Origin of the sequence: Paenibacillus soyae, from assembly GCF_024623455.1 — a bacterium.
Classification (GTDB): domain Bacteria; phylum Bacillota; class Bacilli; order Paenibacillales; family Paenibacillaceae; genus Pristimantibacillus; species Pristimantibacillus soyae.
In genome coordinates this window covers 225842-240362 of record NZ_JANIPJ010000001.1, presented here as the reverse complement: position 1 = coordinate 240362, position 14521 = coordinate 225842, and the positions used below count along the sequence as shown (strand labels likewise).

General features: G+C 58.7%; 10 protein-coding genes. 3 read left to right on the top strand and 7 right to left on the bottom strand.

From position 1 onward, the window contains the following. Positions 1 to 51: 51 nt before the first annotated feature. From cysK to NQZ67_RS01085, 5 genes are all read right to left on the bottom strand, one after another. Positions 52 to 969, bottom strand: a complete 918-nt coding sequence (gene cysK, locus NQZ67_RS01105) for a cysteine synthase A (protein ID WP_257442002.1) — start codon at positions 967 to 969, stop codon at positions 52 to 54. Next, a complete protein-coding gene (locus tag NQZ67_RS01100; protein WP_257442001.1) occupies positions 869 to 2218 on the bottom strand; it encodes an MFS transporter in 1350 nt (449 codons plus the stop codon). Before NQZ67_RS01100 ends, cysK begins: the two co-directional genes overlap by 101 nt. Before the next feature lie 124 nt (positions 2219 to 2342). Next, on the bottom strand, positions 2343 to 2891 hold the full coding sequence (locus NQZ67_RS01095; protein ID WP_257442000.1) for a hypothetical protein: 549 nt from the start codon (positions 2889 to 2891) through the stop codon (positions 2343 to 2345). 119 nt (positions 2892 to 3010) lie between these two features. After that, a complete protein-coding gene (locus tag NQZ67_RS01090) occupies positions 3011 to 3433 on the bottom strand; it encodes a DUF350 domain-containing protein (protein WP_257441999.1) in 423 nt (140 codons plus the stop codon). Between the two features lie 18 nt (positions 3434 to 3451). Beyond that, positions 3452 to 5818: an endonuclease MutS2 gene (locus NQZ67_RS01085; RefSeq protein WP_257441998.1), complete on the bottom strand. Its 2367-nt coding sequence runs from the start codon at positions 5816 to 5818 to the stop codon at positions 3452 to 3454. A 191-nt stretch (positions 5819 to 6009) separates the two neighbouring features. Between NQZ67_RS01085 and NQZ67_RS01080 the strand changes: the two genes are divergently transcribed. The 3 genes from NQZ67_RS01080 to NQZ67_RS01070 all read left to right on the top strand — a co-directional run bounded on the left by NQZ67_RS01080 (position 6010) and on the right by NQZ67_RS01070 (position 7780). After that, the gene (locus NQZ67_RS01080; RefSeq protein WP_257441997.1) at positions 6010 to 6369 is read left to right on the top strand and encodes a phage holin family protein; all 360 of its coding nucleotides are present in this window, start codon (positions 6010 to 6012) and stop codon (positions 6367 to 6369) included. Between the two features lie 183 nt (positions 6370 to 6552). Further along, positions 6553 to 6936 (top strand): cupredoxin domain-containing protein, encoded by a 384-nt coding sequence (locus NQZ67_RS01075; protein ID WP_257441995.1) that lies wholly within the window; start codon positions 6553 to 6555, stop codon positions 6934 to 6936. Positions 6937 to 7099: 163 nt separating this feature from the next. Beyond that, on the top strand, positions 7100 to 7780 hold the full coding sequence (locus NQZ67_RS01070; protein WP_257441994.1) for an SDR family NAD(P)-dependent oxidoreductase: 681 nt from the start codon (positions 7100 to 7102) through the stop codon (positions 7778 to 7780). Positions 7781 to 8107: 327 nt separating this feature from the next. Here the strand turns inward: NQZ67_RS01070 and NQZ67_RS01065 are convergent, their stop codons facing one another. Further along, entirely contained in the window at positions 8108 to 11923 is a 3816-nt protein-coding gene (locus tag NQZ67_RS01065) for a hypothetical protein (protein ID WP_257441992.1), read from the bottom strand. A gap of 146 nt (positions 11924 to 12069) precedes the next feature. After that, a complete protein-coding gene (gene pheT / locus NQZ67_RS01060; protein WP_257441991.1) occupies positions 12070 to 14511 on the bottom strand; it encodes a phenylalanine--tRNA ligase subunit beta in 2442 nt (813 codons plus the stop codon). Between the last annotated feature and the right edge of the window lie 10 nt (positions 14512 to 14521).

The window sequence follows — 14521 nt, the reverse complement described above, 5'->3', positions numbered from 1 at the left end:
TGCCCAGAAATGAATGCCAAAATGCACGTCATATGGAAATGTCACGCGTAACTAAAATATCCCCATGCTGAGGTAGCGCTCGCCCGTATCCGGCGCAATGCACAATACTCGCTTGCCGGGGCCAAGCTTCGCCGCCACCTGCATGGCCGCCCATACGGACGCCCCCGATGAAGGCCCGAGCAGAAGCCCTTCCTCCCTCGCAAGTCGGCGCATGGTCTCCAGAGCGTCATCATCGGCAACCTGAATGATCTCGTCGTATACCGACGTATTCAGAATGGCGGGGACGAAGCCGGGACTCGTGCCGACAAGCTTATGGGGACCCGGCTCTCCGCCGGACAGAACGGGCGAGCCCTTCGGCTCGACAACCGCGATATGGATGCCGGGAAGCAGTTGCTTCAGCGTCTCCCCCGTCCCCGTTACCGTGCCGCCGGTACCCGCCGTCGCGATAAACGCGTCCAGCTTGCCGTCCGTCTGCTCCATGATCTCGAGCGCGGTCGTTCTTCGGTGAATGTCCGGGTTCGCCGCGTTCTCGAATTGGTTCGGAATATAGCTGCCGGGGATGCCGTCTCTTAGCTCTTCCGCTTTGCGGATAGCGCCCGGCATTCTCTCGGCTGCCGGAGTCAGCACGACCTCCGCGCCGTACGCCCGCAGCAGCTTAATGCGCTCCATCGACATATTATCCGGCATGACAAGGATGAGCTTATAGCCTCTCGCCGCGGCGTTCATCGCAAGCCCGATGCCGGTATTGCCGCTAGTCGGCTCGATAATCGTATCGCCCGGACGAATAAGGCCGCTACGCTCCGCGGAGTCGATGAGCGAGAAGGCGGCGCGGTCTTTGACGCTGCCGCTGGGGTTGAAGCGCTCCAGCTTAACGAGCACCGCCGCGGCGCCCTCCGCCGCCATTCTGTTTAATTGAACGACCGGCGTCCCGCCGATCAGCTCCGAAATAGTGGATGCTACTTTTACCATTATGAATCCCTGCTTCCGTTCGAACTTCCGCCATATGATTGGCGCCGCTCAGCGGTGCCTGCTCCGACAGGAACGGCCGCATGAGCCACCAGCCCGCGATCGGCACGACCCCCACGGCCAGCATGAGCCAGGTAATCGCCAGAGGCGAATCATGGCGAGGCAGCACGACCAGATAGGCGGACAAGCCGATGATTCTTCCGATTGTAAGGCCGGCCTCGCGCAGCACGATAAACTCTTCCCTGTTCTTCGCGCTTTCTTCCGATTGGCCGATAATATCGAATACTCGAGTCGTCATCGGAATAATGTACAGCGGGATGAACAACGAGGTGCCGATGCCGAACAAGAGCAAGGTGAAATAAGATACTTGCCAGAATAGCGGCAAAATGACGACCGCGATCATGACGACGCCGATCAGCATCGCCCACTTCCGCTTCATCTTCGCCATCAGCTTGCCGACGAGCCAAAAGCTCACCAGCGACACGAGCGATACGATGAGCGAATAGGTGCCCAGCTTGCTTTCGTTGCGGGTCGCGACGTATACCGTCAAACCGACGAGAAACATAAATACGCCTTCCCGAATCCCTTGAGCGGCGATCGCGGGAACGATTCTCCTCCATGGACTGCCCTTCTCGAGCAGCTTGCGGAAGCCCATCAACCAGTGATAGCTGCCTTCGCCATGTCTTTTTTTCAGCCAGAAGCTTAAGATGACGCTAATCGTGTAAATGGCAAGGGACAGTCCGAATATGAACCGGTACCCCTTCTCGCCCTGCATCGAAGTGATGAGCAGCCCGGAGATCCATGGCGCAATTATTCCCGCCCCGGCGCCGAGCAAGCCTGCCCAGCCGTTATACCGGTCTCTTGTGTCGGGATCCGTAACCTCGAAATAAACGACATTGAATGCCAACCAAAAAAAGCCCGATGCCAAACCGTTAAGTATACCCAGCGGAATCGACCAATTCATCGAATTCTCGCCTAGCAGGAGCACCGTGCAGTAGAAGAGACCGGATAACGTGATCCCGAGCCGCAAGCTGTGCATTTTATTGTGCTCCTTCACCCATTTGCCGGCAATCCAGAAGGTCAAGCCTCCTACCGCGTAATGGGCGAACGTAAACCAGCCGATGAGCAAATAAGAGCCGCTCGCCTTCCACAAATATACAGGCAGGAACGTGCCGGATAACGCGCTTGCAATGCCGTACAAAGCTTGAACGACCAGCAGCAGGACCGCTTGCTTCTCCAACGCTTTCGCCAAAACGAAACCTCCTTCACGCAAGGATTGCGCAAAAACATTCGTTTTGTAACATACCCTGAAGAAGCAAGTCCAATGCCCGTCCATATATGGAAGTCATGCTGTCATGCAGACCGCTTGCGGTTGTTTAAGAATGTTCGGCCAAGCGGTTCAGCATCTCTTCCCGGTCGTTCAGGCTTAGGAACGACGCCGTATGATAACATGCCGGGCAGACGTACCAAACGATCTTGAACGGATTCGGAACGACGGATATGCCGATCGCCGTCGACTCCGTCGGGCGGAAACCGGAGTCGATCGTCTGCACGCCGGCTTCCATCATATATTCACGGCAGGAAGGACACTCCGGCGCCTCCAATTGCTCGTCGATTATGCGCTGAACAACGCTTTCGGCCGCCAGCATGCTGCGGGTTCCTCCTCGGAAGCCCTCCTCTTCATTGTAGCGATCGGACAGATCCTCTTTTTCGTCGTCCAGCCAGTCTTCATCTTCGTTTTCGTTCCTTGAATCGGTAGAGTCGTCGTCTTCATCGCTGTCTAGGCCGATCTGAACGGAACGGTAGCCTCCAAGCTCGTTCTCGCAATGCGGACAATGCGTCTCCGGCCCGATTTCCTCATCCCAAATAATTTCGGACAGACACCACTGGCAAACTTGTTTTTCTTGATCCTGCTTCTCTTGCATCTATGAATCTCTCCTCCGCGCTAATTCAACATCAAATAGATAATGCCGCTTACAAAAAAAAGAACGGCGCACACAAAAAGTGTGACCCATAAATATTTCATATGTATGGAAGCCTCCAGCTACAAAATGACGGTTGCGCCGATGACGTAGGACAACGATACCGAAATGATCATCGCGATAAAGCCGATTGCCCGGTTGTCCTTCGCGATTTCTTCGTCGATCCGGAATACGGGCGTAAGAAATTCGAATAGAAAATAGGCGACAAGCAGAATGACGAAGCCAAAGGCTCCCCAGGCTAAGCTCTGGTATATCGAGTCATTGGCTTCAATCGAAAATCGGAAGATGTTGCAAATGCCGAAGATTTTGCCTCCGGTTGCCATGGCGACCGCCATGTTGCCTTTTTTGATTTCATCCCAGCATTTATATTTCGTGACCAGCTCGAAAATCGATAAAAACACGATCAGCGACATCACCGTCACCGAAACGAAAACCAATGACGCGGCATAAGGATTGTCAAGCAGTTTGTCGATATCCGCTTCCATCTTATCCTCTCCCCATTGTTATTTCAATTCGGCGACGGTCACTCCGATGCCGCCTTCGCTGTAATCGCCGTTCCGGAAGCTCTTCACGTGCGAATGCTTGCGCAAGTATTGCTGAATGCCCGTGCGGAGCACGCCCGTGCCTTTGCCGTGGATGATGTAGACTTGGCCGAATCCGGACAGGAACGATTCATCCAGGAACCGGTCAACCTCCATGATCGCTTCCTCCAGGTTTTCCCCGCGCAGATCAAGCTCCATACGGACGTTATCGTCGCGAGTTCGCTTCAAGCTGGACGAGGCCTTCTGCGGCGCGGCCTTCTCCTGCGGCTTCGCCTTGATCAGCTCCATATCGTCGAGTGCGACCTTCATCTTCAGAATGCCGAGCTGCACAGTCGCGTCGGAGCCGTGCATGTCGACGACAATTCCTTTCTGATTGAGGCTGTAGACCATAACCTCGTCGCCCGGTCCGATCTTCTGCGGCTTCGCCGCTCCGCTAGGCTTCGCCCGCTTCGGTCCCTTGGCCTCCGGAGCCGCTTCGTCCAGCTTGCGGCGGGCTTCGATCAGCTTATGCTCCTTCACCGAAGCGCCTTCCTCCATCGCGAGCTTGCGAAGCTCCGCTATGATTTCTTCGGCTTCGCGCTTCGCTTTGGCCACGGCGTTTCGGGCTTCTTCGTTCGCCTTCTCCAGCAGCTTCTCCTTCTGCTCCTCGAAGCGTTGGCGTTCGGCTTCGTGCTTCGCGCGCAGCCGCTCCATCTCAAGCCGCAGCGATTCGGCGCTCTGACGCTCCGATTCCGCGGTCAGACGGTTCTCTTCAAGGGAGGCGATCATGCTCTCCACGCGCTGATCTTCTTCGCTGACTTCGCCCCGCGCATGCTCGATGATCGACCGCTGCAAGCCAAGCCGTTCCGCGATGGCGAACGCGTTGCTTCGTCCGGGAACGCCCACAAGCAAACGATACGTCGGGCTTAATGTCGCGATATCGAACTCCATGCTGGCGTTGATGACGCCCTTCCGATTGTACGCGTATGCCTTAAGCTCGCTGTAATGCGTGGTCGCCACGATGCGGCTGCCCCGCGCGTGAATATGCTCGAGAATCGCGATCGCGAGCGCCGAGCCTTCCGCAGGATCCGTACCGGCGCCAAGCTCGTCGAGCAGCACCAGGCTTTTGGACGTCATGGCGTTCAGAATCCGGATGATGTTCGTTAGATGGCTGGAGAAGGTACTGAGGCTCTGCTCGATGCTTTGCTCGTCGCCGATATCGGCATATATCGCGTCGAATACGCAAAGCTGGCTTCCTTCCTCCGCCGGTACGAATAATCCGGACATCGCCATGAGACTTAGCAATCCGATCGTCTTCAGGGACACCGTCTTGCCGCCCGTATTCGGCCCCGTTACGATAATGGCCGTGAATTGGTTGCCCAGCTCGACGTCGAGCGGCACGACCTTGTCACGGTCGATAAGCGGATGCCTGCCGCGCTTTAGCTTCAGGAAGCCTCTGTCGTTCATGCGCGGCTGCGTCGCTTTCATCTCGTGGGCGAGCCTTGCCTTCGCGAACGCGAAGTCAAGCTGACCGAGCAAGTCTTGATTGATGAGCAGATCGTCAACGTATTCAGCAGCAAGCGCGGTCAGCTTCTGCAAGATCTTTTCAATCTCGCGCTGCTCCGCGGCTTTGGTCTCACGCAGCTTGTTGTTCATAGCTACGATCGCTTCGGGCTCGATGAACAACGTCGCGCCGGAGCCGGACTGATCGTGTACGATTCCGCCGAAGCTACCGCGGTACTCCTGCTTGACCGGAATGACGTAACGGTCGCCCCGAAGCGTTATGATCGCGTCCTGGAGCATCTTCTGCACCGAGGAAGAACGGATCATCGACTCCAGCTTCTCGCGGATGCGCGACTCCCCGTTCCGGAGCTCGCGGCGAATGACGGCCAGCTCGGGACTCGCGCTGTCCATAACCTCCGCTTGTTCATCGATGCAGGCGAAGATGGCGTCTTCGATCGCCTTGTGTTCGCTAATGCCCTCGGCAAGCGCGCTCAGCATCGGGATCGGATGATCGTCGTGAATGATTTCGATATGCTTCTTGATGCGCCGGCCTCCACGGGAGGAGGAAGCGATCTCGAGCAGCTCTGCCGGATTCAGCGTCCCTCCGATCCTAGCCCGGTGAAGCGGCGCGCTAATGTCCGCAATGCCCCCGAACGGCGCGCTGCCCTTCAGCCGGTCCGCCGCGTACGCTTCGTCCGTAGCCTGCAGCAGCGATTTGACATCCTCCAGACCGGTGTGTGGCCGCAGCTCCTCGGCTCTTGTTTTGCCGAGCGACGTACTGGCGTGACCGATCAATCTATTTATAATTTTGGGATATTCAAGCGTCGTTAAAATTTTGGCGTCCAACCCTTAACACTCCTCTCGCCTTTATATTATATCCGAACCGGGAACCCGATGCACGAGGATAGAACGGTTATAGACGATTTGACACGCCATACATAAATTTTTCTGGCATTGGCGACACTAATGGCGAATCAACAACAACCCCTCTTCACCTGATCCAACATTTCATTACTTGATTAGGAGGAATTCGGATTATGACCTTTCTTGGACATGTTGTTCGATTTATCGTAGCGGCGCTCGTGCTTATGCTGGTCGGCTTTATCGTACCCGCTTTCAGCGTCGGCGGCTTCTGGAGCGCTTTATTCCTCGCCCTCGTCATCGCGGCGCTTGGATGGATAATTGAAGGTATATTCGGCAAGCGGGTTACCCCGTTCGGACGCGGCATCGTCGGCTTTCTCGCCAGCGCGGCGGTCATCTGGATCGCCCAGTTCATCGTCGGCGGTGTCGAGGTTACATGGCTAGGCGCGATTCTTGCAGCCCTCGTAATCGGGATTATCGACCTGTTCATACCGGTCAGCACGCCGTATGAGGCAGGAAGACGTCGCGACCGTTAAGCTTGGCGGAAGTACGAAGCCCTCGTCTGTCATGCAGGCGGGGGCTACTTTTATGCCGGTTGCCAAATTGTTCATAGGTTTTTCAATCATTTGTCAAACTGTTGTCACGGGTCTACCGGGCTTACGGCCATCTTTTTCGGTTATGATGGGAGTATCGAAATAAGAAAGGGGATTCGAATTATTATGAAGAAATGGTTTGCATTCGCGTCCGTGCTCGTACTTACAATTGTCATCGCGGCCTGCGGCGCCAATAACGGGAACAGCGTCGAAACGTCGGGCGCCGCAGCGGAAGAGCTGGGCACGCCGACCTCCGAGATCGTCATCACCGCCAAAAACTACGAGTTCGATCAGAAGGAATACAAGATCAAAGCGGGCGAAACGGTCGGGCTGAAGCTGGCTTCGGTTGACGGCGTTCACGGCGTAAGCATACTGAAAACCGATTACGACATCAAAAAAGACGAAACGGTTCCCGTCAAATTCGACAAGCCCGGCACCTACAACATCATTTGCAACGTACCTTGCGGCGGCGGGCATGCGCTTATGAAAGCAAAGCTGGTTGTGGAATAGGAATAAGGAAGGCCTCGTCCGCATGGGCGGGGCTTTTATCTTACGTTATTATTAGACTTCCTTAGCGCCCGTCCAAAAAAGTCTAATGATTAAAGCCCTTTCAAAACCAAGTCCGCTTTGATAAGATAAGCTCACAAACCTAACATCGAATGGAGGAAGGCAGATGGGAGCACTTGATGGACGGGTCGCTATGATCAGCGGCGCTGGTACCGGACTTGGGAGGGCAACCGCTATAGCGTTTGCCGAATCGGGCGCGAGCGTCGTACTGCTGGGCAGACGGCTGGAGCGGCTGGAGCAAACCGCATCGATAGTCCTCGAACGCACGGGCCGAACATCCTTGACCATACAGTCCGATGTTACCGACGAGCAGCAAGTAATGGGCGCCGTCGAGTCCGCGCTGGCGGAGCATGGCCGCATCGACATTCTGCTGAACAATGCCGCCGTGCTGGAGCCGGGCTCCGTCATGGACCTCTCCGCGGAGGAGTGGCAGAAGCAGATTGCCACCAATTTGACCGGACCCTTTCTATTAACCAAAGCGGTACTGCCCTCTATGCGCAAGCAGAAGTACGGCCGCATCATCAATATTACGTCCAGCCTGTCCCAGAACGGTGCGGGAGGCTACGCGGCTTACAGCGCGGCCAAAGCCGGGCTTGAGTCCCTTACCCGAACCGTCGCGGATGAAGAGCACGAGCACGGCATTCTCGTGAACCTGTACAATCCCGGCAGTCTGCGAAGCGAAATGCACGCCACCGGCAAGGATCCTGCCGCCGTCACGCCGGATATCGTAAGGCTCGCGAGTCTCTCCTTCGGAGGGCCGACCGGCACGATTCATTCCTACGGGTAGCCGCTTAAAGACTAGCCGCGTTTGCTGCAAGGCCATTAAAGATCTCTTGCGACGCTTACGGAACTGAGCGACCTTATTCATCGAAAAATTGAGCTTTTGCGGGGACTTACGGAACGGAGCGCCTTTATTTCCTTCGTTTTTTATAAAATCGCCCTCAAAACAACCAAATAACGGCGCTCCGTTCCGTTAGACTTGTAAAATGGACGTTTTTTCCGAAATAACGCTCCTCAGTTCCGCTCATCCGCCATATAAAAGGAAAAAGGTACAGCCTCCTCATTTCTGAGCGGCTGTACCTTTCTTTCGTTCATGATGCTTTTGTTGCGTTATTTAGTTAAGCTCAAGCATTTCGATCCATTCATTATGCTCCGTCTGAAGCTTGGAGTATTCGATCTTCAGCTTGCGATGCTCCTCGGCGAGCGCTTCATGCTCGTCGGCAAGCTCCCGGGCGGCGGCTGATGCTTCATCGCGTTCGCGCCGCAGATCGGCAAGCTGCTCCGCCCATTGCTCCTGTACATCCGCAGTCGAGACCGCGGCTTCCCTCATCGCCAGCTCGATACGTTCGCGAAGCGACTCTTCGTTCGACTCCAGCTCTTCCTTCAACCGTCGCATCTGCGAAGCTTCTTCTTCCAGCCGGTTGAGCTCGCCTTGAAGCTCCTCCAACCGCCGGCTAAGCCCTTCTGCGCGTTCATTCGCCTCCGCCAGCATGCCGCCTGCGATGCGCTCCCGCGCTGCCGTCAGCTCGAACTGCTCGATGAGCTCGTTCAGCTTCGTCCGCTCATGCTCCAGCTGCTGCTCTAGCCTCTGCTCGTCGCTTTGCTTCCGATTCAGCAGCTCATTCAGCTCTTGACGGTCACGGTCTGCCGACGCTTTAGCATGGGCCAGCTTCTCCGTCAACTCGCGGACAGAGGCTTGCAGGGAGGAAAGCTTCGCTTCCGCCTCTTCCTCGACAAGCTGCTGCAGCTCGATTTGATCCTGCAGCTCACGCTGCGCGGCCTGCAGCTTCGCCTTCCATTCGCCTTCGGCCTTCTGCAGCTGAGCAAGCTGCTCCTCCCATTCACGCTCGGAGGCTTGCTGAAGCCCCAGCTGCTCCATGCGTTCGCGGAGCTCTTCTTGGGATTGCAGCAGCTGCTCCCTGAGTGCATGCTCCGCGGCAAGGGATTGCTCCAGCTTCTCGTACAGCTCCAGCTCATCGGCCTGCGTCTGCTCCAGCTTCGCCCGGAGCTCGCGCGCCTCGTCGCTATACTTCGCAGCCGCGTCGCTCAGCTCCCTGCCGTACGCAAGCGCATTCTCCAGCTCTGCTGACAGCTCGCGCTCTCTTGCCCCCAAGAGCTCCAGCTTCTCTTGGAGCTGCTGCTCGGCAGCTTGATGCGCTGCCAGCCTCTCTTGGAGCTCCAGTTCGGCAGCTTGATGCGCTGCCAGCTTCGCTCCAAGCTCTTCCTCGGCCAGCTGTCCGAGCTCTGCCAGCTCCTGCACGTCTTGCTCCGCCTGTCGCAGCTTCTCTTTCCATTCGTGCTCCGCTTTCCGGACGGCTTCAAGCTGCTCGCGCAGCTCCCCAGCCTCGATCTGCTTCTGCTCCAGCAGCTGCTTCAGCTCCCGTTGCGCGTTCTCCGCCGACTCGAGCTTGCCGGACAGCTCCTGCTCTGAACTCTGCTTTGCCGCTAGCTGCTCTTGCAGCTCTTCTTCCGCCATTCGCTGCAGCTCCGCCATCTCCAGCAGCTCGCCTTCCGCTGCCAGAAGCCGCTCCTTCATCGAGCTTTCGGATCCCTGAAGCTCGGTCAGCTGCTCTTGCAGCTCCGCCTCCGCCAGCTGCTTCAGCTCCAGCTCCTCGCGCAGCTCCGCTTCCGCCAGCTGCTTCAGCTCCAGCTCCTCGCGCAGCTCCGCTTCCGCCGACTGCTTCCGCTCCAGCGCCTCGCGCAGCTCCGCCTCCGCCAGCTGCTTCCGCTCCAGCTCCGCACGCAGCTCCGCCTCCGCCAGCTGCTTTCGCTCCAGCTCCTCGCGCAGCTCCGCCTCCGCCAGCTGCTTCAGCTCCAGCTCCTCGCGCAGCTCCGCTTCCGCCAGCTGCTTCAGCTCCAGCTCCTCGCGCAGCTCCGCCTCCGCCGACTGCTTCCGCTCCAGCGCCTCGCGCAGCTCCGCCTCCGCCAGCTGCTTCCGCTCCAGCTCCGCACGCAGCTCCGCCTCCGCCGACTGCTTCCGCTCCAGCTCCTCGCGCAGCTCCGCTTCCGCCGACTGCTTCCGCTCCAGCTCCTCGCGCAGCTCCGCTTCCGCCGACTGCTTCCGCTCCATTTCCGCACGCAGCTCCGCCTCCGCCAGCTGCTTCAGCTCCAGCTCCGCACGCAGCTCCGCTTCCGCCGACTGCTTCCGCTCCAGCTCCGCACGCAGCTCCGCCTCCGCCGACTGCTTCCGCTCCAGCTCCGCATGCAGCTCCGCCTCCGCCGACTGCTTCCGCTCCAGCTCCTCGCGCCATTCGCTTTCGGTCGCCTGCAGCAGCTCCAGCATCTCCAGCGTCTCGCGCTCCGACGCCTCGCGCTTCGCTAGCTGCTCGCGAAGCTCCGCTTCCGCCGCATGCCGGCGCTCGAGCTGCTGCCGAAGCGATAGCTCGCTCGCTTCCCGCTCCGCCAGCCGGGCTTTCCAAGCCTGCTCGGCGGCCTGCTGCTGCTCCAGCAGATCGGTCAGCTCCAGCTCCTTGAACGCCAGCTGATCCAGCTGCTCCGTATAGCTCTTCTCCGCTTCTTCGGCAAGCGCGATCCGCTCCGCGAGCGTGCGCTCCACCTCTTGCTGGCGCTCCGCCCAGCGCTTGCGCTCCTCCGCGAACTGCTCCGCTTGATCGGCCGCATCGCTCAGCTGCTCGATATAAGCCTGCTGCTCCTGCTGCAGCTGAGCGACGGAAGAACGGAGCGACTCTTCCTGCTCCAGCGCTTGGGAAATTTGCTCGTCCGCCAGCGCGAGCCGGTTCTCGAACGACTCCCTCGCCGCCGCAGCGTTCAGTTTCATCTCCTCGATTAAAGTCTCCAGCCGTACTCGTTCGTTCTCCCAGCCTTCGGCGTCCGACTTGCTGGCCTGCTCCAGCAGCTCAAGCTCCCTCTTCAGGAAGCCTTCTCTCTCGAGCGAAGCCAGCTCCAGCTCCGCCCGTTCGGCAGCCTTCTCTTCAATCCATGCCTGCTCCCGAAGCTCCCAGCTTTGTTGCCACTCTTGTTCGCGCTTCTCCCACTTCGCCTGCCATTCGCTCTCCAGCCTGCTCCGGGCTTCGTCCTTCTCGCCGGACAGCTTGCCCAGCGCGGCCTCGAGCTCCGTTGCGTGTTCGGCAACAAGAGCTTCCTTGCCGGCTATGTATTCGGCCGCCAGCAGCTCGAGCTCGGCGGCATGCTCCGCTACGAGCTGCTCCATCTCCGCCATATAGTGAAGGGAGAGCTTCTCCTTCTCCTCCGCAATGGCTGCCGTTAGCCGTTCGCGCTCCGCGTCGGCATCCGCCGCCAGTTGATCGCGCTCCGCAACCAGAGCCGCAATCGCCGAGTCCCGCTCCGCTACCAGCTCTGCAATCGCTTTGTCGCGCTCCTGCTCCAGCTTCGCAAGCTCCGTCTCAAGCCTGCTTTTCAGCTGAACGAGCTCCGTCTTCTTCTCCTGCGCCAGCTCTTCCCGCAGCCGCTCCGTCTCCCGTTCATGTTCCAGACGAGCTTCTCGCAGCTGTTCCTCCGCGCCCCGAGCCGCTTCCTCCGCTTCCGCCAGCAGCGCCTGGAAGCTCTCGTCAGCCTCGGCCAGCCGCTCCTCGAGCTGCTTCTCGGAACGCTCGCGCAGGTCGCGCAGCGACGCTTCCGCCTCAAGCTTCGTCTGCTGGAGCGTTTCGGAGAGCTCCTCGTAACGCCGCTTCTCGGCTTCGAGCTGCTGCTTGATTTCGATCGAGCGCGCTTCTTCCTCCTGAAGCCTCGCGATATCGCGGCGGAGACGGAATACATCCTCCGTTGTCTGCATGGCGCACAGCACCGCAAGCTTCTGGTTATCGAGCCGCGGATTCGCCTTCGCGAGCTTCTTCATGTTTTCGTCTATCGAGCTGGCCACCCGCCTCATATACTCGATGTTGGAATGACCTTTAATCTTATATTGAATGCCATATATGTCAACGGTTACAACGGTTTGTTCGCTATCCATCCAGTCATATCCTCCTATCGTCCAAGTTGCCGCCTCCTTCTCGCATCCGCGCCCGGGAACCCTTGTCCCTATGCCCTTCACGCGCGAAAAAAGCCGCATCGACGTTCGCTAGGAACTAATTCGATGCGGCTCCTTATGTTTCCTGCCTACTTACGCAATTCCGCGCCAAAAGATTGCTCGAGCTGCTGAACGACTTGGCCGTGCAGCGCGGTCACTTCTTCGTCCGTCAACGTGCGCTCCGCATGGCGGTAGACAAGGGAGATCGCGACGCTCTTCTTGCCCGCTCCGAGACGCTCGCCCGTATATACGTCGAATACGCGAACCGACTCAAGCAGCTCCCCTGCCGTCTTCCAAGCCGTGTCCGTCAAGCTTCCCGCTGCGACCGCGGAGTCGACGACGACGGCGATATCCCGCTCCATGGCCGGATACTTCGGGAGGGCCTTATATTCAATGACGCTGCTCGCTTCATCGTAAAGCTCATCCAGCCCGAGCTCGATCAGATAAGTGTCGGCCATATCCCACTCGACTTGCAGGGCGGGGTGCAGCTGTCCGACATAGCCGATAACGACCGCGCCGTGCGGCGTTCCAAGCGTAACGGATGCCGTTCTCCCTGGATGGAAATGCTCCGGCTGCGCCGCCGCGTAAGAAATCTTCGCGGTTAGGCCGAGCGCTTCGGCAATCGTCTCGACGATGCCTTTGGCGTCGTAGAAATCGTAGGCGACGGCTTTGGTATTCCAGCCGGCAGACGTCTTGTTGCCCGTGAGCAGCGCCGCGAAGCGATGCTTCTCCTGAGGCAGACGGGTCAGCTGCTCCTCGTCGGTATGGAACACGCTGCCGATTTCGAACATCGCCGCGGACTCGTTTTTGCGGTTGCGGTTGTAGACGGCCGTCTCGATCAGCTGCGCGATGAGCGTCGTGCGAAGCACGCTGCGCTCCTCGCTCATCGGCATCGCCAGGCGCACGGCCTTCACATTGCCCGTAAGCGCCGGGAACAACGACGTTCTCGCCGGGCTCGTGAAGGAATAGCTGATCACTTCATGCAGACCGGAGTCCGTCAGACGCTTGCGAAGCTCGCGGCGAATCGCCTGCTCCTTCGTGAGCGCTCCCGGAATGACGTCGCCGTGGATAAGCGTCGTCGGGATATTGTCGTAGCCGTGCAGGCGGGCGACTTCCTCGATCAGATCAACCGCGCGCGTAATGTCGCCGCGGCGCGTCGGTACGTCAACGACGAATTCGTCGTTCTCGTGCACGACGTAAGGGAATTGCAGGCGTCCGAAGATCGCTCGGACTTCCAGGCTGGAGAGATCCGTGCCCAGGTAGCCGTTGACGCGCTCCAGCGTTACCGATACCCGCTTCGGCTCCGCGGTGCCAGTCACCGCTTCCACGATGCCTTCCGTCGCAAGACCGTTCGCCAATTCCGCGATCAGCTTCGCCGCGCGGTTAAGCGCCGGAATGACGTTCGACGGATCCACTTCCTTCTCGAAGCGAATGCTGGACTCGGAGCGGAGTCCGAGCTGACGGGAGGTTTTGCGGACCGTGCCCCCGTCGAATTTAGCCGATTCGAGCAGGATGTTCACGGTCGACTCCGTCACTTCCGTGCTTGCGCCGCCCATAACGCCGGCAAGCGCGATCGGCTCGCTGCCGTCCGTAATGACGAGCATATGAGGCTCGAGCTTGCGCTCTTGATCGTCAAGCGTCACGATCGTCTCGCCTTCCTTGGCCATCCGGACCACAATACGGCCGCCCGGCACCTTGTCGGCGTCGAACGCGTGCAGCGGCTGTCCGTACTCCAGCATGACGAAGTTCGTCACGTCGACCACGTTGTTGATCGGGCGCACGCCGGCCGCGATAAGCCGGTTCTGCAGCCATTGCGGCGAAGGGCCGATCTTCACGTCCTTGATGTAGCGGGCGGAGTAATGCAGGCATTGTTCCTTCGCCTGAATCTCCACCGATACGTGATCCGCCGTCTTGTCGACCGTATGATGCACGGACTCGCTAGGGCGTTTCACCTCGCGTCCCGTCAGAGCGCCAACCTCGTAAGCGACGCCGAGCATGCTTAGGCAATCGGAACGGTTCGGCGTCAGGTCAAGCTCGAGCACCTCGTCCTCAATGCCGAGAACCGCGGCGATCGGCGTGCCGACCGGCGTTGCTTCCGGCAGCACGAGAATGCCTTCCTGCTGCTCCTTGGACAGCAGCTTGTCGTTCAAGCCAAGCTCCTTTGCGGAGCAGATCATGCCCTGCGATTCGACGCCGCGCAGCTTCGCGCGCTTGATTTTGAAATCGTCAGGAAGAACCGCGCCGATGACGGCAACGGGCACCTTCTGGCCGGCGTCCACGTTTTTCGCTCCGCATACGATCTGAAGCTCCTCGCCCGTGCCTACGTCGACCTTGCACACGTTCAGCTTATCGGCATCGGGATGCTTCTCCTTCGATTTCACATAGCCGACCACGACGCCCGTCACGCCTTTATTGCGCGACTCCACGCCGTCGATCTCGATGCCGCCGCGGGTCATAAGCTCCGCCAGCTCTTCGGCCGCGAGGCCGCTGAGCTCGATATATTCATTCAACCATTGATAGGATACCTTCATCTCTTCTCGT